Below are 26294 nucleotides of genomic sequence, written 5' to 3' on the forward strand. Positions count from 1 at the left end.
TTCCCGATACTGAATTCGATGAATTCAGACATCATCATGGCTTAATATAAGAAAAGTAACAGCTCAACGAACTGAAAATAATCAAAAAAATTATAAAAAAGACAATTTCTATATTATTTCAATAGAAATTGTCTTTTTTTACTTATCCTGGGACTTTATGTCCCAACCTTTTTGTATATCTATTTATCGTTCATGCCCTTACCTTGTAGTATAGCGTTCATATATTTATCAATACGATTATATCGCGTCTGACTACGTTTAGCCTGTGAAAAATAATATAGATATTGATGTTGACGTCCTGGCGTTAATTGATAAAATGCTTCTTTTAAACGGGGGAACTCTTCAAATTTTTGTTGTAGCTCCTCAGGTACTTCATAATCTTCATTCTTTTTCATTGGTACATTTTTACCAGCTTTTTCAGTTTTAATTGCTTCATTCAAGTAGTATTTTATTTCATCTTTACGCTTTTCTATTTCTTCTAAACTGTTAAAACGTAATTGTCGTGCTGCCTGTACTCTTTCAGTTTGTTGAATCAATGTATGATACTTATCTTCAAGTATTGCTCCTTTTTGAAAAAGCAACGCTACATAATCTTTAAATCCATGTATTAGCACAACATTTTTATTGTTTATCGTATAACAAGGATGCATCCATTTATAATTTTCTTCAAGTTCAGTTTCATTAAAAATTAAATTTCTCAAAAATTTATAACAATCTTGCCATTGGCTTTCTTTAGCTAAAAATTGATCAACTTGCTCATTTTTTTGTTTATTCATTCATTACTACACCTCTTTTAATTAACATTACCTTCTCATATTATATATTTGTTATTTATTCATATTTAATTAAACAATATTAATTGTATTATTACAAAAATTTAGTTTGACTAATGTTTTAACTAGCGTATAATTATAGCGTAATATTTTTGTTGATTATTCAACATATATAAAGGAGTATTTATGAAAAATAAAAACAAATCAAAAAGTAATAAGATAAGCCTTTCTCAACTTGTCCTCCTTGGTCTTGGTTCATTAATAGGATCAGGTTGGTTATTTGGAGCGTGGGAGGCATCTTCAATGGCCGGTCCAGCTGCCATCATTTCCTGGGTTATCGGTTTCTTAGTCATTGGAACGATTGCCTATAACTATATTGAGATAGGAACTATGTTCCCTCAATCAGGCGGTATGAGTAACTACGCACAGTATACTCACGGCTCATTACTTGGTTTTATTGCAGCATGGGCGAACTGGGTATCATTAGTAACAATTATCCCTATTGAAGCTGTGTCTGCTGTTCAATATATGAGTTCTTGGCCATGGGATTGGGCTAAACCAATGGGATCTTTAATGAAGGATGGCTCAATCAGTACTTACGGTTTGATCGCTGTTTACATCATTATTGCAATCTTTTCATTATTAAACTATTGGTCAGTAAAATTATTAACATCATTTACAAGTTTAATTTCAGTATTCAAATTAGGTGTCCCTATTTTAACCATAATTATGTTAATGGTTTCCGGTTTTGATACAGGTAATTATGGACACTCTATCGGTACATTTATGCCTTACGGAAGTGCACCTATTTTTGCTGCAACAACAACATCTGGAATTATCTTCTCATTTAATGCATTCCAGACAATTATTAACATGGGATCAGAGATTAAGAATCCAGAGAAAAACATCGCACGTGGGATTGTTATTTCACTTACATTAAGTGCTATATTATATATTGTTTTACAAAGTACGTTCATTACATCAATGCCAAGTTCGATGTTGCATGAACATGGATGGAGCGGTATCAATTTCAATTCACCATTTGCAGATATGGCAATTTTATTAGGTCTTAACTGGTTAGCAATATTACTTTATATGGAAGCAGTTGTGTCACCGTTTGGTACTGGAGTTTCTTTTGTTGCCGTTACTGGACGTGTGTTACGCGCTATGGAAGAAAATGGCCATATTCCTAAATTCTTAGGTAAAATCAATAAAAAGTATAATATCCCACGTGTTGCCATTGCATTTAATGCAATTATCAGTATGATTATGGTGACATTGTTCCGCGACTGGGGTACACTAGCTGCAGTTATTTCTACTGCAACATTAGTTGCATATTTAACTGGTCCAACAACGGTTATTTCATTACGTAAAATGGCTCCAAAAATGACTCGTCCATTCAAAGCTAATATTTTAAAATTTATGGCACCTTTATCCTTTGTTTTAGCATCATTAGCTATCTATTGGGCAATGTGGCCAACGACAGCAGAAGTTATTTTAATTATTATTTTAGGTTTACCTATTTATTTCTTCTATGAATATAAAATGAATTGGAAGAATACTAAAAAACAAATTGGCGGAAGTTTATGGATTATTATCTACCTTATTGTTCTCGCATTCTTATCATTTATTGGAAGTAAAGAGTTCAAAGGCTTAAATTGGATTCACTATCCATGGGATTTCTTAGTCATCGTAATCGTTGCTTTAATCTTCTATCAACTTGGTACGACAAGTTACTTTGAAAGTATTTATTTCAAACGTGCAAACAAGTTGAATAAGAAAATGGGTGACAAATTGCGTAAAACACGAAAAAAAGCGCGTCATAAAGATTGGAAAGAACGCGATAGACAAGAACAAAATCAATAAGACGACAGCTTATAGAATATAAAATATTTATAATAAAAGCTTGGGACTATCATCATTGTCTCAAGCTTTTTAATATACTAGTAATTATGAATTAAATTCAAAAGTTCATATAATTCTATCTGATATCATTCGTTAAATATTCAGTTATACACTTAATATCATTTTTACTTCGTTTGTAAATTTAATTTTTTAACACATTATTCAAGTCAATCATCAACAGTTCTTTTCACTTTGTTACTTGGTCACATTTCATCTAAATATTATTTTTCATGTTATAGTTAAGCTACGACTTTATATGTAAAGGTGTGTTCAAACATGGTTCAAGTCAAGATAGGTAACTGTACCATCAGTGGCTTACACAAAAAGAATATTGATGTATTCTTAGGTATCCCGTATGCCAAACCATTCAATAAGATATCTCGATTCCAACATTCAAAGCTTATGGAACTAAGCAAGCCAATGATTGATGCAACTCATATTCAATCCATCCCACCACAACCCTACAATTCACTTGAAGACTTTTTTTCGATGACAGATTCATCGTTTAATTCTTTTAAACAAAATGATTATTGCCTGTTTTTAAATATTTGGAAACCATCATCCAATCAAAATCATTTACCTGTAGTGATTTACTTTTATGGTGGTAGTTTTCTTCAAGGACATGGTACAGCTGAACTATATTGTCCTGAACACATAGTAGAACAAGAAAATATAATAGTAGTTACTTTTAATTATCGCTTAGGTGCACTCGGCTACCTAGATTGGTCTTATTTTAATCAACATTTGAACTATAATAATGGGATTTCTGATCAAATTAACGTTTTAAAATGGGTACATCAATATATCGAACATTTTGGCGGTGATCCAAATAACGTGACACTAATAGGTCAATCTGCGGGTAGTATGAGTATCATGACATTAATGCAAATGCCCGAACTTGATGATTATTATCATAAAGTAATGTTATTAAGTGGAACGTTAACAACTGATACACCACTCAATGCACATACTAAAGTACAACATTTTTCACAACTCATGAGACATTATTTTCCTAATAAAACACTTAAGACACTTACCAGTGATGACATTTTATATCTAATGGAGTCTCAAAAAATAGAGCGCGGAAGATCTCGTGGACTTGATTTGATTTATCAACCTATTAAAGATCATCATATGTCACGATCCATTAAAAAATTCTCCAAGCCGACATTCATGAGTTATACACACGATGAAGGTGATATTTATATTGAAGACGCAACACGCACTTTACCTTCTGAACGTTTTATTCACTTGATGACTCAATATGGTGCACACGTCGAAAAAATTGATGTCATTACAATGAAACAACAAAGAAATTTAATAACAGAGCATTGTTTTGTTCGTCCGACTTATCTATTTTTAAATCAAATGAATAGTTGCGACACTTGGCTAGCACGTTTTGATTGGCATCAACCCCATACCTCCTACTTTAAAAGTGCATATCATATATTGGATTTAGTATTTTGGTTTGGTCACCTCTCTATTTTGACTAAAAATCATTATTCTGTAACCCAACATGATATGAATTTAAGTCGTAACATGATATCTGACTTAGCTTATTTTGCCCGAAAAGGTAGGATGCCATGGAAATGTTATGAACCTCATCATCAAGCGTTACATATCTATAAATAAAGACTGGAAAAGGCACTGATAACATACGCAAAACTAATATCATAAAGATACTTCTATGTGCTATCGTGCAAACCTTTTCCAGTCATAATTTTTTAGCATAGTGTCTATTTTTTAAAGTGAATACAATGATAAGACTAATTAAACCTATCAATGCACTAGTATAAGTAACATATTCCACTGATAAATGTGTCATAACGAGTCCACCTACGATTCCGCCAACGCCAATACCGGCATTGAGACTCGACATATTCCAACTCATCACTTGGCTTGTATCACCTTCGACGTGTTCAATAATACCGCTTTGAATAGCTGGATTTGTACTCCACTGCATTAAATTCCACATAAATAAGCCGACTAATAATAATCCTGTTCCTGGTAATAATAAGTTAAGAATTATCATCATTAATATAAATATTGAAATCGAAATTATTAACCAACGCTTACTAGTAAACTTATCAGATAAAACACCGCCTAATGAAGTACCGATCACACCTGCTACACCATTAACAAGCAGTGCTAAAGACACAAAAGACATTTCATGTCCATTGGATAAAATTAATGGATTAATAAACACGAATGTTACAGAATTAGCAACCAGTACTAAAAATGTAATCATCAGATATTTAATAACCTCACGAGGTCTTATGACGCTTGAGCCAGTTTGTGATTCAATACTAGCTGAACGAAGTGTTTGATTAGGATGTGACAATTCATCTTCTTTTGGTAGATATATTAACATCAAAATACCAACAAATACACTTACAACAATAATAAATAAAAATGTAAATCGCCATCCTACCCAGTCGCCAATCACTGTACCGATGGGAACACCAAAGACATTCGCCCCACTAAAACCTGTATAAACAATGCCAATCATTTTACCTCTGTTTTTTGCTGATGTGAGCATCGCCGTGAGTGCTAAAACTTTCACAATAATGAGTGAAGCTGCGGCAGAAGATAAAATACGTCCTACAACTATTATTGCAAAATGAGGCGCAATGGCAATCATACCATTCCCGAAGATAAAGATAATTAACGTCCATAATAATACTGATCGCGAAGCAAACCGATGAGTCAATTTCACTAATAACGGACCACATATCGCAAAGGTAAGCGCGTACAACGTCACCAGTTGCCCAACCACCGCTTCAGAAACATGAAGATCTTGGCTCATTAAATTCATAATACCTGCAACCATCATCTCAACCATACCTACGATAAAAACACTTAATATAAATGTTGTTGTGCGTGCGACAGTCATAATATCTAGATGCCCCTTTCAAAGTAATGACGTAACTATTGATTTTGACTAAAATAAAACAGCTACAAACTTATCATTGTTTATAACTGTTTTATTATATAATATTTAAAGCTGTACTGTGTAGATTAACAACGATATTTAACTACTTTGTCTTGTGCGTTGCGTTCTAGCAATGAGTTGATGACGAGCATTAAAGAACTGGCCGTAACTCATATACGTTGCAATGAGTGCAGACATAATCGTCGCTGTTGTATGAATAAACACGACAAGCAATTGAAATTTAATTGCTTGAAGTGGGTCAACGCCTCCGATAATCAATCCCGTCATCATACCTGGAATTGAAACTAAACCATATGTTTTTACAGAATCAATTGTAGGAACAATCGCTAAGCGTATACTTTCTCTAATAGATGATTTTGATGCGAGCTTAGGTGTCGCTGCTAACGTAAGTTTGGATTCAATATCAGAAACATCTTGAACAAATGCTCTTTCTAAATTCTGGTAAGCGAGATTAATCGCGATTAAACCATTATTAGCTAACATACCTCCAATTGGAATCACTTCATTCGCTGTAAATTTAATTGCACCTGTAGCAACAGTTGCCGCCAATGGTAGTGCTGTTCCCACAAATATAGCCACAAATGATATCCAAAAAACATGATGCATGACAGGTGAAGCACGACTTATTGTATTCCAAGATGCATTAATAATAATGACTAACACACAAAGCACTAATAACCATTTTTCATTAATTTCGAAAATATAATGTAATAAAAAACCTAAAATCAATAATTGTATGGTTGCTCTAATTGTAGCAATAACTAAATCTTTGATAATATGTAATCCTTCTTTATAAGAAATAAAGATAGGGATTAGTAATAAAAGTGCTGTCAGGCAAAGTGCTGTATTACTCATTACCATTCAACTCCTCATCACTCGATATCTTACCGTCAGTAATTGTGATTCTACGCTTAAAATGACGCATACTTTGGTCATCACTATGTGTAATCCACAAAATGGCAATCCCTTTATCCGCTAGTTTAAATATAATTTCTTCAATTTTCTTTTTATTATGTGTATCTAAAGCGCTAGTAGCTTCGTCCAATAATAAAACTTCAGGTTCATACATGAGTTGCCGTGCGATGGTAATACGTTGTTGCTCTCCCCCAGACATGTGCTCAAATTGAGCATCTAACTGATAATTACCTAGTCCCACTTGAGAGATGAGCTGTTTCGCTTTATCACGGTCATAAGCTTCATTTCTAGCCTCAGCAGGAAATTTCATATTATCTTCAATTGTATAACCAATTAACTCACTTTGTTGCATTAAATAACTCACACGTGTTCTTATCTCTTCCGGCTTATAATCAAAGTAAGATTGATCATTCAAATATAAATCTCCACTCGTAGGACTAATTAAATGATTCAATTGTTTGAGTAAAGTACTCTTACCGCTTCCAGAAGGACCTACAATAGCAATCGTGTCTCCTTTATTAATATTCAAATTAATATCATCTAAGATCGTACGATTATCAACCTTGTATGTAAGATGTTCAACCTTAAGTAGCAATTTAAACACATCCTTATATCGACATTACTAAACTCTATTCCCTATTTTGACTATTTTATTATTATTAAATTTAAGTTTGTACCTGTTAAATTATAGTACTCAATCACTCACTTATATTATAGATGTATATACACTTATAAATGCAACCACACTTAAAATCATATGCATTAGTATAGCAACTGCTAAATTTCTACCACTAGAATACTTATTATCTGAACTAGTTTATTTGAGAGTGTTGGGTTCTAATATGAAGTAATAGTTTACTTAAACGCAATCGTATAAGTAGAAGCACTGTTCAAAATGCTATTAAATTTGTAATCATGTGCAAAGCAATTGGTACTGCTAAATTACGGTGGCTAAAATGGTAACCTATAACAAATACGACTGCTGCAATAAAGTAAGGTCCTGCTTCAAATGGTGAAACTGCATCGGTACAATGAAAATATGTAAATCCCACTACTGACACAATATACATCAAACCATAAGTTAATTTTTTACCTAGTTCATGAATGATTAAATGACGAAATAAAAGTTCTTCAATGATTGGTGTAAAAATAACAATATCTATAAATAGTATGGGTGTTATCCACGTATGTGTAAATAACTCTTCAATTCCCTCTTCATTAACTGTCTCATAATATTGATACTGTTCAGGTAAAAAATCAATTGAATATTCCCAAAGACTTGTAAAAATCTCTGTACTTAACGCACAAATAATAAGTAAAGGTATATATTTTTTTAATTCTTTAATTTTAGTCATTGCAGTCGTTATCATCGTTCTTTTATGTAATAAATAAAAAATAAGAATAACAACTGCCTCTCCGACAAACGCATATACAGTACTTGCATCATTATAAAAGCTATTTAAATAATCTTCAGATAAATAACCATTAACTATAGCTAATATCTACGTTGTAATATTAGCGAACAAATCAGGTAAAATAAAAATTGCCAAAACATATAAAAGAACAAGCAAAAAATCCCTTTTGACTATTTTCTTTAATTTAAATTTCCCCTCAACGGTAGTTTGAGTTTGACAATAACAATGTTGTACTTCCTTTGACATAATAAACTCCTATTTCGAACTTTTCTTCTTAAAAGTTGGTATACTTACTTAATATTTCTATAAAAAGGATACATTGCAAAATCACTTGAAATATATAAGCGACAATTAAATTATCCCGCGATTTAATATATAGTATTGTAGCTGCTGAAGCAATAACGATATATGGAAGAATTTCAAAAATCGATGCCATGTCGTAAACATGTACGATCGTTTCAATAACAATAGACAAACCAATTACAAATTGTCTATTCCATACTTTTCCTAATTCATGGATGATGAGATATCTATAAATGATTTGTTCTACCATTGGACGTAAGAATACCATGGATATAAAAGTAACTAACAACACATAAGGTGATTTAAATAGTCCTAATGTACGTTGTTCGTATTGCGTGAGATGATAACTTAAATGATTAGGTAATGCTGTTCCAATCACCCGAACTATAAGTAATAATAAATATACGACAATCGCAACTATTACAATTTTAATTATTTTATTCTTTGCAACTATCCATTGTTGCTTCATCACATCATTTATTACAGATTGATGCATTTTATAAAAGATAACTAATATTAGACCTTGAGCAATCACAAAACTTAAACTCAATGAAAAATGATACAACCATTGTGGTGGTGCCTGTTGTGTTATCATTGCAGTGATTCCTAATGAGCCGAAAACAACAATGATTGGTACGATACTTTGTAATAAAATATAAGCTGGTATTAATATAAAATTTCTTTTTAAAACTGTCCCACTGTCTGATAAATGATACGGTCGACCTTGTTTCTCTGAAGATTGTTTAATATCCATATTGTCCCTCTTCTCGCATAAAACATATATTTTTATCTTAATACAGCCGCACAATAATTTTAATGTTTTTCTATTAGACTTTCATTGTAAAACGCATACAGTGTTGTATCATAATATTGAAAACGTTTTTAGGGGGTATTGTTTATGTCAGTTTTAACTGTCATGCAATTCATAGTCAATATTATCATCATGATTGTGTTATTAACGATTATGATTCTTGGGGTTATTTGGTTATTTAAAGACAAAGGTCAAAATCAACACAGTGTACTAAGAAATTTTCCTGTTTTGGGTCGAATACGTTATATTTCTGAAAAAATCGGTCCCGAATTAAGACAATATTTCTTCGCAAACGATAATGAAGGAAAACCTTTTTCACGAAGTGATTATAAAAATATTGTTTTAGCTGGAAAATATAAATCACGAATGACTAGTTTCGGTACAGGTAAGGATTATGAAGAAGGGTTTTATATTCAGAATACGATGTTTCCACTTCAAGCGACTGAATTACATATCGATCATACTGAATTCATTTCTACATTCTTATATCATATTGAGAATGAGCGCCTATTTAGTAGAGAAGAACACAGAAAAAGCGCTCAGGTTGATCCGTTTTTCTTAACTGATGAACATGCAGTCATATTAGGCTCTAACCTTAAGCATCCCTTTAAAATTAAACGATTAGTTGGTCAATCTGGGATGAGTTATGGCGCTCTAGGTAAAAATGCAATTACTGCACTGTCAAAAGGATTAGCTAAAGCTGGTACTTGGATGAATACAGGTGAAGGCGGACTATCTGAATATCATTTAAAAGGCAATGGCGATATCATTTATCAAATAGGTCCGGGACTCTTTGGTGTCAGAGATCATGATGGTAATTTTAATAAAGATATGTTTATCAATCTTGCTGAACACGACAATGTACGTGCGTTTGAAATCAAGTTAGCACAAGGCGCTAAAACACGTGGTGGACATATGGAAGGCAATAAAGTCACAGAAGAGATTGCACGCATTAGAAATGTGAAACCATATGAAACTATTAATTCACCTAATCGTTTTGATTTTATTAAAAATCCAACAGATTTACTGAATTTCGTTAATCGATTACAATCAATAGGTCAAAAACCGGTAGGCTGTAAAATTGTTGTTAGTAAAGTTGAAGAAATAGAGACGTTAGTTAAAACAATGGTAGAGATAGACATCTATCCAAGCTTTATCACTGTTGACGGTGGCGAAGGTGGTACAGGCGCTACTTTCCAAGAGCTTGAAGATGGTGTAGGTTTACCATTATTTACAGCACTTCCTATCGTTTCAAGTATGTTAGAAAAGTATGGTATAAGAGATAAAGTTAAAATTTTTGCGTCTGGCAAATTAGTGACTCCAGATAAAATCGCAATTGCATTAGGATTAGGTGCAGATCTCGTCAATATTGCTAGAGGGATGATGATAAGTGTAGGATGCATCATGAGCCAACAATGTCATTTAAATACATGCCCAGTCGGAGTAGCAACAACCGATCCTAAAAAAGAAAAAGGACTTATTGTTGATGAAAAACAATACCGTGTTACAAATTATGTTACAAGTTTGCATGAAGGATTATTTAACATCGCTGCAGCTGTAGGCGTTCATAGTCCAACGGAGATTACTTCCGATCATATTATCTATAGACAATTAGATGGCACTACAACGTCCATTCAGGATTATAAACTTAAATTAATTTCTTAAATCACAACATCGAAAAGGAGCGAGACAGAATGCTGTCTCACTCCTTTTCAATTTAATTATCTTCATTCATTTTACTTTTATCTTTTAAACCATTACGTTTGAGTTGTTTAACAACCCTATCCATACTCACATGGTCACCTTTTTTGGCATCGGATGATATGAAACCTAAATTTTTCTTAAGCTGATCGATATCCGCATCTTTATAATCAATATCGATATGTTCGATGGCCTTTCGATCTTTAAAATCAGCTTTATATGTGACACCTTCTATCCCTTTAAAGGCTTGCTCATCATTTTTAAACATTTGTTTCGCTTCATCTTTAGTAATGCCTAAATCATCATATTTAACTGTTGCTATAGTAGATTGTTTGAGAACTTCATCATCTTTGTATGTCAAAGATGTAATCACTTGCTTTCCGTTGACTTCGCCTTCATAAGTTTTTGTGCGTTCCTTCCCACATGCTGAAAGAGATACAGCACTTATCACTATTACTACTAAAAGCGATATGACTTTTTTCATAGTAGTCGCCTTCTCTCATCTTTAATCATGTTAATTATATCATCTTTAATTTGAATATGTTACTTATATGAAGATAAATATCTTTTTATTTTGAAAATTTAAACATCTATAAACATGGGATTCAGAATTTCACTATTTAGAATGTTATACTACTTTTAAAGACTTATTAATGGAGGAATGACTATGCCAGAATCTAAAGCATTACTTAAATCTTTAACAGATGTTAATGGCATTTCTGGACATGAAATGCAAGTTAAATCATTGATGAAAGATTATTTAACACCTGTCAGCGACGAGATTGTTGAAGACCGATTAGGAGGTATTTTTGGTAAAAAGAATGCTACTCATGGAACTAAATCTTTAATGATTTCCGGTCATTTAGATGAAATTGGCTTTATCGTTACACAAATTGATGAACAAGGATACATTTATTTCACGCCCATTGGTGGCTGGTGGAATCAAGTCATGTTATCTCAAAAAGTGACGATTACTACTGAAAATGGTAAAGAGATACGTGGAATTATTGGTTCTAAACCACCACATGCCCTCTCACCAGAAGAGCGTAAGAAGCCTGTTGATATTAAAAATATGTATATCGATATTGGTGTAGGTAGTAAAGAAGAAGCGAAAGAAGCAGGAATTGAATTAGGTAATATGATTACACCTTATAGCGAATTCGAATCGCTAGCCAATGATAAATACTTAACAGCTAAAGCGTTCGATAATCGATATGGATGCGCACTTGCTGTTGATGTACTTCAACAACTTAAAGATGAAAACATAGATATCAATCTATATGCCGGTGCAACTGTACAAGAGGAAGTAGGTTTACGTGGTGCTAAAGTTGCAGCAAATTTGATTAAACCTGATTTAGCAATCGCTGTGGACGTCGGGGTTGCATACGATGTTCCAGGTATGACGAGTGAAAAAAATGAAGGTAAGTTGGGTGATGGCCCGTTAGCAATATTGATGGATGCCACTAGTATCGCTCACGATGGTTTGCGCAAACATATTAAAGATGTTGCTGAGCATCATAATATTCCTGTACAGTGGGCAACAACACCTGGTGGTGGTACAGATGCAGGTAGCATTCATGTAGCCAATGAAGGTATCCCAACAATTACAATCGGCGTGCCATTAAGATACATGCACTCTAATGTATCTGTGCTCAACATTGATGATTATACAAATTCAGTGCGCTTAATTACTGAGATTGTTCGCTCATTAAATGATGACAGTTATCAAGCGCTTATGTGGTAAATGAAGGAGGCATATCATGTTTTCTACTAGTAATAAAGCTAAAAAGACTATATTTGGAGCTATGACTTGTTCAAAATGTGGTAAGACACTCAATAATGATGAAAACATTACCATTAAAATCAATACTAAAGATTTAAAAGGTTATACTCACTTATCAAGTTGGGCTGATGCACAGTATAAATTGTGTGAAATCTGCTCAGAATAATCATTACCAGAGCACAAATGAATTAAGTTAACATTCATATTAGAATTTACTGCCACATCTCAATAACAAAAATTAAATTTGTTAAAATGCTTTAATAAAAATAAAATTTATTTCTGTGATTACCCGACAATATATTAAAACATGCCTGAGACAAGAAATGATGTCTTAGGCATGCTTTATTTTCAATAATTTTATTTAGTAGAGTTTTTCCAACTTTCATCACTTAACATTTCTCCAGGCCATGTATAAGCCATCACGCCACCATCGATACGAATAGTTTCACCAGTTATAAATGAACTATCATCAGAAGCTAAAAATGCTACAAGTTTCCCGACTTCATCCGGTGTTCCTAGTCGACCTAATGGTGTTACCCATTTTTGATTTTCTCGGAATGTTTGTCCGGCCTCTTCATCTGATGTACCTGCTAAATTATCAACAAGTGGTGTTTCGATTGTTCCAGGTGCTATGGCATTAGCACGAATATTTTCACGTCCATATTCTATAGCGATAGATTTTGTGAAATTAATGACACCACCCTTTGCAGCATTATACCCTGAACGGTATAAATCGGCAGCTTGTCCAGAGAATGAAGCTGTATTAATAATAGAACCACCTTGTTTCATCATTAAAGGTAATAAAAATTTAGTTACTAAAAACGTTCCTCTCATATCAACAGCCATAATTTTATCAAACACTTCAACTGGATACTCATGAATACGTCCGGCGCCATTATCTACACCCGCATTATTAAAAATAACATCTACATGTCCAAAGTCTTGTGCTATTTTTTCTGAGAATTGTTTGACTTGTTTATCATCTGAAATATCTACGCGATATGCAGTTGCTTTCCCACCATTATCATTAATAGACTGTACAGTTTCTTCTAATTGATCTGATATATCAAGCGCTAACACATGTGCGCCTTCTTTTGCTAAAGCCACGGCTGATGCTTTCCCAATACCAGTACTCGCACCAGTAATCACTGCGATTTTGTTTTCTAAACGTTCCATCCAAAGTCACTCTCCTATCACTTGTACATACTTAATACAATTAAGTATCATGTTAGTTTAATTTTTCCACGATGTGAATCAACTTAAACAGTGATAAAAATAAGACACACGAAAAAAATAAATAGCTGAGTTAAGTTATACACTTATGTACTTTTCTTTTTACTAAAATTATATTTTTAAAAATTATAATTACTAATCAATCATCTTAAATATTTCAGAAAAATTAACTGTAAGTTCTTTTCAATTTATCTATATCATGTACAATAAAATTAAATAGGGATTATTTTAAACGCATTGTTTGAATAATAGGAGGCACACATGGAAGAAAGAATTGGTTTGATAGACATTGGTTCCAACACGATTCGACTTGTTATATTTGGCTACAATAAAAAAACTGGACTCAATGAAATACTGAATATAAAAACACCTGCACGATTAAGTCAATATCTCACAAAGTCCAATGAAATGAATGATGAAGGTATTCATGTTTTAAAAGAGACATTAAGCAGTTTTAGAAAAGTTGCAGATAAATTTAACGTTGATGCATTATATCCCATCGCAACAGCTGCTATTCGTCAATCTAAAAATCGTGAAGCTATCATTAAAGAAATTAAACAAGATATTCATATCGAAATTCAAATTGTACCTGAAGAAGATGAAGCATTTTACGGTTACTATGCGATTACACATACTACCGATATTGAAAATGGAATTTCTGTCGATATCGGTGGCGGTTCTACCGAAGTTACCCTTTTCAAAGATAAGCAACTTAAAGAGTCTCACAGCTTTCCATTCGGCGTGGTATCACTTAAGCGTCAGTTTTTTGGTGATAAAGAACATAATGACAAAACAGCCATTAAAAATATGGAACAGTTTTTACGTGAGCAATTTAGTCAGCTAGACTGGCTATCCAATCAACATATTGCGCTTGTAGGAGTAGGTGGTTCTGCACGTAATGTTGCACGCATTCATCAATCAGCACATGCATACCCTATCGGTGGCGTTCATAACTATACGATGACTTCGAAAGATATTAACAATGTTTATGATTTAATCCGTAAAAGTTCTCGCGATGAACTAACAAATCTAGACGGTTTAAGTCGCGACCGCGTCGATATTATTCTGCCGGCTATCTCCGTCTTTAAAACGCTTTTCAAAAAAATTGACGCCACACAATTCACCTTCTCAAGAAAAGGGATTCGTGAAGGGTTTATTATGAACCACATCAGCAAACGATATCCTGATGAGTTTAATAAAAGTCATGTACGTAAAGATGCATTGCGTCATTTAGCGAACGAATATCATATTGAAGAAACGAGTGCTAATCGTCGTGTGAAATTAGCTGAATCCTTATTGAATCAAATTATAAGTGAACGATCACTTAATATTTCGGAAATAGAAAAAGAATTATTTATTGAAGGTGCCTACATCTATTACCTAGGTAGTTTCATTGATTCAGACTCAAGTTCACCACATACGTATTACTTAATCGCAAATTCAATGATTAACGGCTTTTCACATAAAGATCGTGTGAAATTAGCTTTGTTAGCTAGTTTTAAAAACAAATCTTTACTTAAATTTTATTGCAAAGAAACACAGTGGTTTAGTAATAAAGAAATAGATACAATACAAGCTTTAGGGGGGATTATTAAATTTGCAAACACCTTGAATATCTCACATACTAGTTTTGTAGAGGAAGTTAAACTAAAAGCAAAGAAAGATGACAAATACGATTTAATAGTTTATTACAAAGGATCACCTATTGCAGAAGAATACCAAGCAAATCGTCAGAAAAAGCATATTGAGAAAATTTTAAAAGGTAAGGTTTCTATTATATTTACAAAATCTTAAAATTATTATGATATTTTAGATTGGTGCATAATAAAGATTAATTAATGAGGTGTATGTATAGTATGCAAACTCGATTGGGAGAAAAAGATATTAATTTACCGCAGTATTACAACAATAGGGAGTTAAGTTGGCTAGATTTTAACTACAGAGTATTACAAGAATCATATGATAAAAATAATCCGTTGCTTGAAAAACTTAATTTTATTTCTATCTTTAGTTCAAATTTAGATGAATTCTTTATGGTTCGAGTGGCTGGGTTAAAAGACCAAGTCAAAATGGGATATGACAAACCTGAAAATAAAGCACAAATGACGCCTCAAGAACAACTTGATGCTATTAAAATTAAAAATACAGACTATGTGAACACTCAATATCAACGTTATAACGAATTAATTAAAGAATTAGCCAATTACGATATTGAGATGGTAAAACCTGAAGACTTATCAGATGCATTGATAGAAAAATTAGAACAAGAGTTCAAGTTAAGTGTCTTGCCGACACTGACTCCATTAGGTATTGATGCGTATCATCCATTTCCAAAGTTAAATAATAAAAGTTTAAATATTTTTGTTGATATCGATACGGAAGATGCCATTAATTCAGCTATCGTTCAAATTCCTTCATTAATTCCACGCTTTTTAACTTTAAATGAGGGTACAAAACAATACGTTGTCATGGTCGAAGATGTGATTACGTATTTCATCAATTATCTATTTACAGGATACGAAGTACTAAATACTTTTACTTTCCGAATAACACGTAATGCAGATTTAACCATTCATGAAGATGGTGCTGAGGATTTGCTTATAGAAATTGAACGTTTCTTAAAAGAACGTAAGAGTGGTTCCGCTGTACGTTTAGAATTAGATTGTCGCACTTCTGAAAAAGAGAATGTAGAATGGTTAATCAATCAATTAGAAATTGAAGATAATGATATTTATTATTTGGATGGGCCACTGGATTTAACATTCTTATTTGGATTGGTTGATCATCTATCTCATAAACTCAAGTATTTAACGTATGATAAATATACCCCTCAACCACCTAGATCATTAGGTAACAAGAATATCTATCAATTATCATTAGAAAGAGATATATTCTTCCACCATCCGTATGAATCTTTTGAACCAATAGTTGACTTTATTCGACAAGCAGCAGATGATCCAAATACAATCGCTATCAAACAAACCTTGTATCGAGTGAGTAAGGATTCGCCGATTATTAACAGCTTAAAAGAAGCTGCTGAAAACGGCAAGCAAGTAACGGTGCTCGTAGAATTAAAAGCACGCTTTGATGAAGAAAATAACGTACATTGGGCACGTATGCTTGAAGATGCTGGCTGTCACGTTATTTATGGTATGACACATTTAAAAACGCATAGTAAAATTGCTTTAGTCGTTAAACGCATCAATAATGAACTGACGTCATTTGTTCATTTGGGTACAGGTAACTATAACGATAAAACTGCTAAATTATACACAGATATGGGTATCATCACGACAAATAAAGATATTGCTGAGGATGCAATTAACTTCTTTAATTACTTGAGTGGTTACTCAACAAAACCAGAATACAATAAATTGATTGTAGCACCATACGATATTCGAGACGTCTTCATTGATCGTATCGATAAAGAGATACGTAGTCATTTACAACATGGTAATGGTAAAATTATGATGAAAATGAACTCTTTAACCGATAAAACGATTATCGAAAAGCTCTTCGAAGCATCCCAAGCTGGTGTTAAAATACAACTCATCATTCGTGGTATCTGTTGTCTTAAACCAGGCATTCCAGGTATTAGCGAAAATATAGAGGTTGTTAGTATTGTGGGTCGTTTGCTTGAACATTCACGTATTTATTACTTCCATAATAATGGCGAGGCGCATATTTATTTATCTTCAGCTGACGTTATGACACGTAATATGATTAAACGTGTCGAAATATTATTCCCTGTTGAAGATAAATCAATAGGACAACGATTAGTTAACTATATGAATTTACAATTATCTGACAACCAAAAAGGTCGTTACCAAGATGCACAGGGCGTTTATCATTACGTCGAAAACAATTCATCACCTTTAAACTCTCAATCTTACTTGATGCAAGAAGCAATTAAGTATGGAGAAGAACTAAAAAAACAATCGGTACAACCTTCAGGACAACCCGTTCATTCTAGACGTGGTGGTAGTTGGATGCGAAAATTAAAAAACACATTTAAAAGATAAACTCACCTTGACAATTGTATTTTATATGAAATGAACACGAAAATAATAAATATCTTTTTATAACTATTCAACTTGTTATTCTTTATAATAATTAAGAGGTACAGAACACATCACTTTAACTCAACATTTTGAGAGTATAAAAGTCGTTCTTGTACCTCTTTTTTATCTATGATGATTTATAGGATTGTGGGTGTGCATACCACTCTTTTAAAAATGTATATAAAACATCACTATATTGTGCTAATTCCCTTGCTTTTATTTTCTCATCTACGCTATGTGCTTCTTCTAAACTACCTGGGCCATATAGTATTGTGGGAATGCCAAAATGTGCTGTCCAACCTCCATCAGTTACAGTTGTACTCATACCATGTTCAAGCTTTTTATTATGAATATATTCATGTGCTTTTTCTAATTGCTTAAAACCTGGATGATGTGTCGGCACAGTGAAACTTGGGAAGATTTCTCCTTTATCCTCAATCATGGATGTACCACCCCATTCAAATTCAAGTGGATTCTCTCTGAGCCATACATCTGCTTCTGCAACCTTATTTAAATATTTCTCTATTTCATCAACTACAGATTCATAACTTTCGTTCGGTAAGTAATGAACAGTAATCCATAATCGACATTCATCTGCAATAAATGCAGGATGACGTCCACCTTCTATGACAGCTGGGTTAATTGTATTCGCACCTGGCGGCATTCCAGGACTCTTCTTCATGACAGCCCAATGTCTTTCAAGTTCATTAAGCGATTGAATCACCTTTGTCATTTTTTCAATGGCACTTGCACCAAACAAGCCCCCACCGGCATGTATCGTTTGACTACGCGCACCATCATGTATTGTATTCTTACTTTTAACTGTAATCCATCCAGTAATCACGCCACCTTGCCCAAGTGCTTGATTCTCACTCGTATCTAAGACAAGAGCTAAGTCACCTTTAGGTCCTATTTCACACGCACGTTTAGTCCCTGCTTCACCTACTTCTTCACCGACTACTGATTGAACAATAATATCCCCTTCAGGGCGTAGTCCTTCTTGATGTAATTGCTCCAAGACGTAGAATAACGAAGACATACCACCTTTCATATCGCTAACACCACGACCGTATAACCATTCATCTTTGTTGGTAAGTTTAAAAGGTGGATACTGCCAATATTGATCGTCATCTACAGAAGCTACATCAACATGCCCATTCAATATCAGTTTTGGCGCTTGAGGATTGTGTCCTTTTAAGGTTGCTACTATCACACTATCATTGTCATATAACTGTTCTCTTTGTATTGAAAAATCCAGTTGTTTAAGTAACGTTTCAATTTCATCTTGCAATGGATCTGTATTACGTCCAGGTGGACTTTCAGTATTAAATTTAACTAGCATATCTAAAATTTCAAATTGACGTTTATCCAATTGATATCCCATCCTTTGTATAAAGTGGTTGAATTCAAACGTAACAATTTAAGTGTAACATGAAACGAAAATGCTATTTTAAATAAAGAAATGTCACCATTTAAACAGGTCTTATCGTTACTTCATTAACATTAACGTGACTAGGTTGTGTTAAAGCATATACTACAGCATCAGCAATGTTCTGTGCTTCAAGTTTTTTGCGTTCTCCAAAATCAGTACCTTCCGTCATTGGGGTATCAACCATTCCTGGTGAAATACTAGTCACTTTAACACCTGTACGTGCTAATTCTTTTTCAAGAGACTGTGTGATTGCATGTATTGCTGCTTTTGTCGCACCATAAACGGCATTCGTCTTTGTTGGTTCAAATCCTGATACCGATGCAAGATTGATGATATGCCCACTAGATTGTTTTAACAAATAAGGCAATGTTGCTTGTAAAACATGGAGTGTACCTTTAATATTTACATCTATCATAGTATCCCACTGCTCAACATTATAGTCTGTAATTTTAGATGATAAACTTTGACCTGCGCTATTCACAACAATATCGATATGACCAAAATGGTCTATTACAGCTTTTAACATATCATCTATGTTCGATTTTACAGTGACATCCGCTGAAACAACTTTAGCTGGGGTATTTAATTGCTGGGCTATTTCGTTTAAGCGTTGTTCGTTACGACCAACCAGAACTATTGATGCACCTTGTTGACTTAACTTTTTGGCAATCGCCTCTCCTATACCGCTACTCGCACCTGTAACGACTGCAACTTTCTCTTTTAACTTTGTCATACATCACTACTCCTTATCATAGTATTATTTTGAATATCTTTATCATAACGTTTTGTTAGAGAATAGGACATTAATGTGATTTATAGATCAACTTTAAACAAAACGAATCAAACATATATTTAATTATAAAAATCATTTTATATTTAGTCATTTTCATTATAAAGTAAACATAGTAACTAAAAAATAAAAGTCAAGTTTTAGGAGGAACAGTAATGTCGTTTTATGAACGGGTATTAAAACTAAGCGAAAATAATCATCGTACTGCTTTTGAATTTCGTTTTGAAGAATTATTTTCAGAGGAAGAATGGTGCGCATTATCGCTAGCTGAACGTCAGGAACAAGAAAAAGCATTTAGATGCGAAGTGAACAAGCGAGACGATATACGTATATCATTTTCAAGTGAAAACGATGCTAAAAATAAGTTATTTAATATTGTTTATGCTTACAATTCCGTAAAAAAGAACTTTAAACAGGCTGAACATTCTAGAAATCCTAGAGGTCGAAACGTTTAATAATTATCAAGACAGTTTGCATTGTGATGATTAAAATATGTTGGGAAATGAAAGATTCGATGTGATCATAGGATATTTCGTGTGAGAGAATATGACACATTAAAAAAATGAAAGTCATCGTTTAATCACAAATCAAAAATGAAGACCATAACTCACAGGGGTAGTAAGTTACGGTCTCCTAACATATTAATTTAGATTTTAGGGGTATATAGAGTGTCAATTTTGCCCTCAATTACTCTTTGAGAGCAAGCGAGTTCAACATTGTGGGAGTTCGTCAAAAATCAACTTGTAACGAGGGCTTTGCGCTCTAAACTATAATAGTATAATCTTTCAGCATCAATATACGGGATAGAATCAATCGTCAAATAACCATCCTTGATGTCTCCAACCAACCCTTGGTTAACGCCTGTGTTTACATAGATGTCATAACTACTTACATCGGAGAAGATCAATTCTTCTATAGCATTTCTCATAGTCATCACCTCAATAATTTACTCTTTCCTTACACTTCATATACTACATCATTTTATGTAAATTAAAAGCATTTTGTGATACATTTCACAAAAGTATCACTAATTTTTACTAATAATCAAAATTCAGAAATAATAATTTTAGTATAAGTAATTAAGTGATATATCTATAAATATCATCTCGAATGGACGTATTCATTGATAAATGCATAGTAACCACGCTATTTCCATTAGGCATATAATCTTGCTTCTCAGTTCCATTAATATATTTGGCTTTACCTAAATAGTAGAAATATTTCCCTTCATCATCTCTTTTTTTCACAAATATATACATATCTGTATTATTTTCTTCATGCTTTAAAATATTTTGTACTTCTGGTGAAGTTAATTTACGATTAGACCGCGTGTACCATTTTAATTCGTCTTGGCTCAAAAATTCATCGTCATACTTAGTATTATCGCTGATATTCTCATGTTTATCATAAGTGATAAATAAAGGAAGTGTACGATGTTTCATACGATAACCATTAATAGTTCCTGATTCATCTTTATCCCAGTTTAATAACTTAACAAAATCTTCCCTAGAATATTTGTTATATAGAATTAAACTGTTTTTCTTATTTTGGTATTTGTCATTATTATAATTAGCAAGATCAATTAAATCATGAACAAATGTGTTAAATAGTGATTTATTTAAAGCCTCTTTAAATTCATTTCCTAGACAAATAAGATTATCCTTATATTGTATTAAAGGCAATCCATAAGTTTTACCTATAGTCTTTTTGAAAAAAGTAAAATCTAAAATACTTAATGAAGTGTTAATATCATATTCAGAAATATCGTTATTAATGTTTAACATTTTTTTTGTTAAGTTTTCATAAGTTACGTCATTTTGTATAACTTCTTTCAATACATCAATATCTACTTTTTTAAGTCCAGGTGCTAATTGTCTTGATAAAAATGTTAAATTTTTAAATTCATTAATACTTAATTCATTCTCAATAATTTTATTTTTTATTAAAAACTCATAATAATTTTTAAAACGTGAGAAAATCACACTTGGATCAATCGAATCGTTATTTATAAAGTCCATAAGTAAAGGTAATTTACCTATACGGTCTTTTAAATTGTTAAAAGCTTCTTTAATTAGTTTTGGTTGATTTAATTTAACAGAATCTAGTGAATTATAGATTTTATTTTTAGCTACTTCTTCAAAATTTATTGTTGAAACACCGTTTAAAACCGTAGTATCTGTTAAGAATTTTCTGTAATTATCCTTATTTTGAGATTTATTTCCAGATAAGGCTATTGGGATCATATAGTTAGTTTTATAATTCCCAATAAAATCAATAACAGTAACGAATTCTTTATTATTACTTTTTCTTAATCCTCTACCAAGCTGTTGAATAAATATAATACTGGATTTAGTAGGTCTTAACATTACAACTTGATTAATTTCTGGAATATCAATTCCTTCGTTAAACAAATCAACAGTAATTATATAATTAATAGATCCTTCTTTTAGTTGTTGAATTGTTTCAGTTCTATAAGCTATAGAATCTTTTCCTGTCAAACCAACTGATGATATACCACGTTTACTTAATTGGTTTGCTAATTGATACGCCTCCTCCCTACTACTAACAAATATTAAACCCTTTAAAGCGTCACCTGAATAACCATAATAATTAGTCTTTTTTATGATATGTTCAACACGCTCATTAGATGCTAAATATTTTAGATTAAATGCATCTTCTTGACTCATTTCATTTTGAATATAATCTGTAACTCCAAAATAATGAAAAGGACATAAAATATTACTCTCTAAAGCCTCTTGTAAACGAATTTCATAAGCAATATTATAATTAAACAATTCAAAAATATTTAATTCATCAGTTCTTTCTGGTGTTGCAGTCATTCCTAGCAAAAAGTTAGGTTTAAAATAATTAAATATTTTCTGATAACTAGATGCAGCAGTTCGATGCGCCTCGTCAAAAACGATATAGTCAAAATGATTAGAGTTAAACAATTTATAATTTTCCTTTTTAGAAAGTGTTTGAATTGTTGCAAAAAGGAATTTAGCATCATGATCTTTTCGCTTTCCCGTTAATAATCCAAAATTACTTTCATCCTCATATGGAAAAACTTTCTTAAATTCTTCTATAGCTCTATTTAATATACCTTCATTATGAACAATAAATAGAAATTTATCTGGAGAATAAGCCCTTACATCAAGTGCGCATAAAATAGTTTTTCCAGTTCCTGTCGCAGAAATAATTAACCCCTTTTCTTCTCCCACATTTCTCAAAGACTCTAATGACTTTAATGCGTGTTCTTGCATTAAATTGGGTTTTATAAGTTTTGATTCATTAAACTTTTTAATATCTGAATTTTGAACGGCAGTGTTATCAAATACTTTTTGCAATGATTGATATTCAAAAGACTGTTTATATTCCTTTATCCATTCATCAGTTAAAGAAAAGCTAGAATCCCAAAGTTCATCAAACTTATATTTAATATTGTTAACAAGATCTCCATTTTTATGAGTTGATAAAAATAAATTATGTTCATAATTCAATTTCAATGCATTAGAAGTTAAATTCGAACTCCCTATAATAAAGGAAGTATGATTATGATGTTCAAATATGTATCCCTTAGCATGGAACCCCTCAATGTTTGTTAATTTAACCTCTACATTCTCTATTTTTAATAATTCCTCAAACATTTTCGGACTATTAAAACCTAAGTAATTTGATGTTATTATCCTTCCTTTTACGCCTTTCTTACTTAAATCATAAAAATGTGATTTTAGACTTGCCAAACCACTTTCTGTTATAAATGCAACCGAAATACAAAAAGATTGGCAATTGTGCAGCTGATCTATAATAGTAGAAAGAACATTTTCCTCTTTGTTATTTACTAGTAATCTTGGAACAAAATTACCTTTATGGGAACTATCTTTATCTATAAACCCTTTATATAAAGATTGCTTAATATCTTGTATCAAATTACTCAATCTAATTCTCCTCTATTATACGTCTTACAGCAGGTACGTCTGCTGGAGCCCATTCTAATTTATCTAATTCATTTTTTCCTACCCATTTTATTTCCTTATGCTCAGTTAAAGTTGGTTTTTTATTGTTAAGTTTACACTTGTAGGTTGTTAAGTTAACTATTCCAAAGTCATACTCATAAGTTGTGGTTGTTACCTTATCACCAACAATTAAATCACATTTCATTTCTTCTTTAATTTCTCTTATTAATGCATCTTTTTCGGTTTCCCCATTTTCTATTTTCCCACCTGGGAACTCCCATTTTAAGGGTAAACTCATATTTTCGCTTCTTTGCGCACATAATATTTTGTTATCAGAGTATATAATAGCACCTACTACATTAATTTCCTTTTTCAATTTCATCACCTTCACACCTTAATAAATTTATTTTAATTTTAACAAATGTATATGTGTTTATACATCCAAACAACTGCGAAAAATGCTCTGTTTATGTATATAAAATTTATTTTTTAAACAAGTCGTGGTTTACATACTTAATATATTAGATGAGTTAAAAATATGATTTATATAGATAATTCATTGTTATTAAACGTATTTTATTTATGCATAAAAAAAGGTATTCAGATCATCTCAACCATCTGAATACCTAATGAATACCTAAAATTTTCAATTTATATATAATTACTTTACTCTCTCAAACAACTTCTGATAGTTATTCTTTGCTTGTTCATACTTGAGTGCATTTTTTGTTTCAACTTTTGTTAGTGGATTTTTAATTATTTTATCCATATAGGCTGCGAATGCTTCAATGTTATCTGGCTCAACAAGATAACCATTTTCACCGTGCTCTATGATTTCACCAGGACCGTATCTTACGTCATAAGCAATGACTGGGCAACCTACTTCAATACTTTCCATAACGGTTAAACCAAAACCTTCGTATTCACTGGTTAATAGTGAGGCTTTAGATTTTTTGAATTCTTCAAGTGGATGCTTGGTAAAATCATTTAAATCAACTTTATCTTCAATTTGATATTCTTTAACTAAATCTAGTATGACTTGTTTTTGATTTTGTTCATCTGCACCATAAATCGCTAATTTCGTTTGATGTCCATATTTTAAGAATTGATTATAAGATTTGATTAAATGGTCCACTTGTTTTTGTTTGCCTAGTCTACCAATAAATACAAATCTATCCTCTTTGTCTTGAGTATCTTGTTGTCCATAGCTTTTAATAAAGTGAGGTACAATCGATATTTTTTCATCGCTGATACCATATGCATGTTGAATATCGTCTTTTTGCATATGTGTGAGCAAGAGGTATTGAGCTACTTTATCAGAATTTTCCAGTGCAATTTTGTATGAAGATTTAATATGATCTCCATCGATGTGGCTATTATGAAATACAAGCACATTTTTTGTGTTCATACAGTTATTTAAAAGTGGTTTATCTAGAAGTCTAGCATCATTAAAAACAATATCATTTTGCTTAAAGCGATGTTCGAAATAATATTTAAAGAGATCTTTTTCGTTTTTAAAAGCCTTCATGATACGTTGATTTTTAAAAATTTGAATGAAATCTAATTCATTTGCCTTTTGAGAATTGAAAAATTTTTTACAGTAAATACTTCCCTCTGTGTCAAAATATTCTTCCAAAATTTTGTGATATGTGCGACTTGAGAAGTAAATCTTTCTATGCAATTGACCGAAGTGATTATATTCTCTACGTTCAATTTTTTTCTTAGAAATTGGTGACATCACGTCTTCAAATTCTATGATATTTGTATCTTCATAAAATTTTCGATATAAAACATAAGTTTCTTGATCATAATATCTCATCACATTGCCATCATTGAATACTTTAGAAGTTAAACCTTCTATGTCTCTATCTTTTTCAGAGTAAAGAGTTTTTTTCTTAAATCTTGTTTTAGGTATTGAAAGTAATTTGAAATCAGATAACCAATCATATATATTTTCGATTTGCGTATTTTTCGTTATGAGTTGATTCTCTTCGAACTTTTGATAAACTTCATTATAATTAGCGTTATAATTCGTTGTTAATATTTTATTGTGAATGCCCATTTCTTTATCAAGAAATCGAATTCTTGTTAATAATGATTTAGTTCTTCCTCCGTGCACTAGGGGTAATGTGCTTGTTACCGTATATATCATTGTTTTAATCCTCACCTTTTAAGATGTATGCTATTTTATAGTTAATTATAAAAATATTGATGCATTTTGAAGCTAGAAATTTTATAATGTGATTTAAGAAGTATTTTATAT

General features: G+C 32.1%; 22 protein-coding genes. 8 read left to right on the forward strand and 14 right to left on the reverse strand.

Annotated features, from left to right (window positions below; translation table 11 throughout):
- Window positions 1–179: 179 nt before the first annotated feature.
- Window positions 180–776 (reverse strand): YdeI/OmpD-associated family protein, encoded by a 597-nt coding sequence (locus HMPREF2663_RS02330; RefSeq protein WP_070593088.1) that lies wholly within the window; start codon window positions 774–776, stop codon window positions 180–182.
- Between the two features lie 183 nt (window positions 777–959).
- On the opposite strand from HMPREF2663_RS02330, the gene HMPREF2663_RS02335 reads away from it, so the two are divergent.
- Complete coding sequence (locus tag HMPREF2663_RS02335; RefSeq protein WP_002490662.1) at window positions 960–2639, forward strand: APC family permease; 1680 nt, start codon at window positions 960–962, stop codon at window positions 2637–2639.
- A gap of 315 nt (window positions 2640–2954) precedes the next feature.
- Window positions 2955–4310, forward strand: a complete 1356-nt coding sequence (locus HMPREF2663_RS02340; RefSeq protein ID WP_002490676.1) for a carboxylesterase family protein — start codon at window positions 2955–2957, stop codon at window positions 4308–4310.
- Between the two features lie 82 nt (window positions 4311–4392).
- Here HMPREF2663_RS02340 and HMPREF2663_RS02345 read toward each other — a convergent pair whose 3' ends face one another.
- The 5 genes from HMPREF2663_RS02345 to lnsB all read right to left on the reverse strand — a co-directional run bounded on the left by HMPREF2663_RS02345 (window position 4393) and on the right by lnsB (window position 9018).
- Entirely contained in the window at window positions 4393–5571 is a 1179-nt protein-coding gene (locus HMPREF2663_RS02345) for an MFS transporter (protein ID WP_070845703.1), read from the reverse strand.
- A gap of 138 nt (window positions 5572–5709) precedes the next feature.
- Window positions 5710–6486 (reverse strand): ABC transporter permease, encoded by a 777-nt coding sequence (fetB, locus tag HMPREF2663_RS02350; protein WP_002458165.1) that lies wholly within the window; start codon window positions 6484–6486, stop codon window positions 5710–5712.
- Window positions 6479–7141, reverse strand: coding sequence for an ABC transporter ATP-binding protein (locus HMPREF2663_RS02355; RefSeq protein WP_002495950.1), 663 nt, complete (start codon window positions 7139–7141; stop codon window positions 6479–6481). Before HMPREF2663_RS02355 ends, fetB begins: the two co-directional genes overlap by 8 nt.
- 295 nt (window positions 7142–7436) lie before the next feature.
- Window positions 7437–7901, reverse strand: a complete 465-nt coding sequence (locus HMPREF2663_RS12980) for a CPBP family intramembrane glutamic endopeptidase (protein WP_002475847.1) — start codon at window positions 7899–7901, stop codon at window positions 7437–7439.
- Window positions 7902–8235: 334 nt separating this feature from the next.
- A complete protein-coding gene (gene lnsB / locus HMPREF2663_RS02365; protein ID WP_002447153.1) occupies window positions 8236–9018 on the reverse strand; it encodes a CPBP family lipoprotein N-acylation protein LnsB in 783 nt (260 codons plus the stop codon).
- A gap of 144 nt (window positions 9019–9162) precedes the next feature.
- On the opposite strand from lnsB, the gene HMPREF2663_RS02370 reads away from it, so the two are divergent.
- Window positions 9163–10740 (forward strand): FMN-binding glutamate synthase family protein, encoded by a 1578-nt coding sequence (locus tag HMPREF2663_RS02370; RefSeq protein ID WP_002495091.1) that lies wholly within the window; start codon window positions 9163–9165, stop codon window positions 10738–10740.
- 52 nt (window positions 10741–10792) lie between these two features.
- Here the strand turns inward: HMPREF2663_RS02370 and HMPREF2663_RS02375 are convergent, their stop codons facing one another.
- Window positions 10793–11260: a YehR family lipoprotein gene (locus HMPREF2663_RS02375; RefSeq protein WP_002447151.1), complete on the reverse strand. Its 468-nt coding sequence runs from the start codon at window positions 11258–11260 to the stop codon at window positions 10793–10795.
- Between the two features lie 183 nt (window positions 11261–11443).
- On the opposite strand from HMPREF2663_RS02375, the gene HMPREF2663_RS02380 reads away from it, so the two are divergent.
- Both HMPREF2663_RS02380 and HMPREF2663_RS02385 read left to right on the forward strand, forming a co-directional pair.
- The gene (locus HMPREF2663_RS02380) at window positions 11444–12520 is read left to right on the forward strand and encodes a M42 family metallopeptidase (protein WP_002489490.1); all 1077 of its coding nucleotides are present in this window, start codon (window positions 11444–11446) and stop codon (window positions 12518–12520) included.
- Between the two features lie 16 nt (window positions 12521–12536).
- Entirely contained in the window at window positions 12537–12725 is a 189-nt protein-coding gene (locus HMPREF2663_RS02385) for a hypothetical protein (RefSeq protein ID WP_070845704.1), read from the forward strand.
- 191 nt (window positions 12726–12916) lie between these two features.
- Here the strand turns inward: HMPREF2663_RS02385 and HMPREF2663_RS02390 are convergent, their stop codons facing one another.
- Entirely contained in the window at window positions 12917–13735 is an 819-nt protein-coding gene (locus HMPREF2663_RS02390; RefSeq protein WP_002447148.1) for an SDR family oxidoreductase, read from the reverse strand.
- 318 nt (window positions 13736–14053) lie between these two features.
- Here HMPREF2663_RS02390 and ppx point away from each other — a divergent pair, with 318 nt between their 5' ends.
- Both ppx and HMPREF2663_RS02400 read left to right on the forward strand, forming a co-directional pair.
- Window positions 14054–15586 (forward strand): exopolyphosphatase, encoded by a 1533-nt coding sequence (gene ppx, locus HMPREF2663_RS02395; protein WP_002475834.1) that lies wholly within the window; start codon window positions 14054–14056, stop codon window positions 15584–15586.
- Between the two features lie 62 nt (window positions 15587–15648).
- Window positions 15649–17814, forward strand: a complete 2166-nt coding sequence (locus HMPREF2663_RS02400) for an RNA degradosome polyphosphate kinase (RefSeq protein ID WP_070593093.1) — start codon at window positions 15649–15651, stop codon at window positions 17812–17814.
- 166 nt (window positions 17815–17980) lie between these two features.
- Here HMPREF2663_RS02400 and HMPREF2663_RS02405 read toward each other — a convergent pair whose 3' ends face one another.
- Both HMPREF2663_RS02405 and HMPREF2663_RS02410 read right to left on the reverse strand, forming a co-directional pair.
- Complete coding sequence (locus HMPREF2663_RS02405) at window positions 17981–19237, reverse strand: acetylornithine deacetylase (RefSeq protein ID WP_002447145.1); 1257 nt, start codon at window positions 19235–19237, stop codon at window positions 17981–17983.
- A gap of 88 nt (window positions 19238–19325) precedes the next feature.
- Entirely contained in the window at window positions 19326–20018 is a 693-nt protein-coding gene (locus tag HMPREF2663_RS02410) for an SDR family oxidoreductase (protein ID WP_002475828.1), read from the reverse strand.
- A gap of 212 nt (window positions 20019–20230) precedes the next feature.
- Between HMPREF2663_RS02410 and HMPREF2663_RS02415 the strand changes: the two genes are divergently transcribed.
- Complete coding sequence (locus tag HMPREF2663_RS02415) at window positions 20231–20530, forward strand: DUF1413 domain-containing protein (protein ID WP_070845706.1); 300 nt, start codon at window positions 20231–20233, stop codon at window positions 20528–20530.
- A gap of 281 nt (window positions 20531–20811) precedes the next feature.
- Here HMPREF2663_RS02415 and HMPREF2663_RS02420 read toward each other — a convergent pair whose 3' ends face one another.
- The 4 genes from HMPREF2663_RS02420 to HMPREF2663_RS02435 all read right to left on the reverse strand — a co-directional run bounded on the left by HMPREF2663_RS02420 (window position 20812) and on the right by HMPREF2663_RS02435 (window position 26183).
- Window positions 20812–21003, reverse strand: coding sequence for a hypothetical protein (locus HMPREF2663_RS02420; RefSeq protein WP_001831457.1), 192 nt, complete (start codon window positions 21001–21003; stop codon window positions 20812–20814).
- A gap of 151 nt (window positions 21004–21154) precedes the next feature.
- On the reverse strand, window positions 21155–24013 hold the full coding sequence (locus HMPREF2663_RS02425; RefSeq protein ID WP_002495953.1) for a DUF3427 domain-containing protein: 2859 nt from the start codon (window positions 24011–24013) through the stop codon (window positions 21155–21157).
- Between the two features lies 1 nt (window position 24014).
- Entirely contained in the window at window positions 24015–24407 is a 393-nt protein-coding gene (locus HMPREF2663_RS02430; RefSeq protein WP_002495954.1) for a (deoxy)nucleoside triphosphate pyrophosphohydrolase, read from the reverse strand.
- 285 nt (window positions 24408–24692) lie between these two features.
- On the reverse strand, window positions 24693–26183 hold the full coding sequence (locus HMPREF2663_RS02435) for a glycosyltransferase (RefSeq protein WP_070845708.1): 1491 nt from the start codon (window positions 26181–26183) through the stop codon (window positions 24693–24695).
- Between the last annotated feature and the right edge of the window lie 111 nt (window positions 26184–26294).

The organism is Staphylococcus sp. HMSC077D08, from assembly GCF_001837945.1.
Classification (GTDB): Bacteria; Bacillota; Bacilli; order Staphylococcales; family Staphylococcaceae; genus Staphylococcus; species Staphylococcus epidermidis.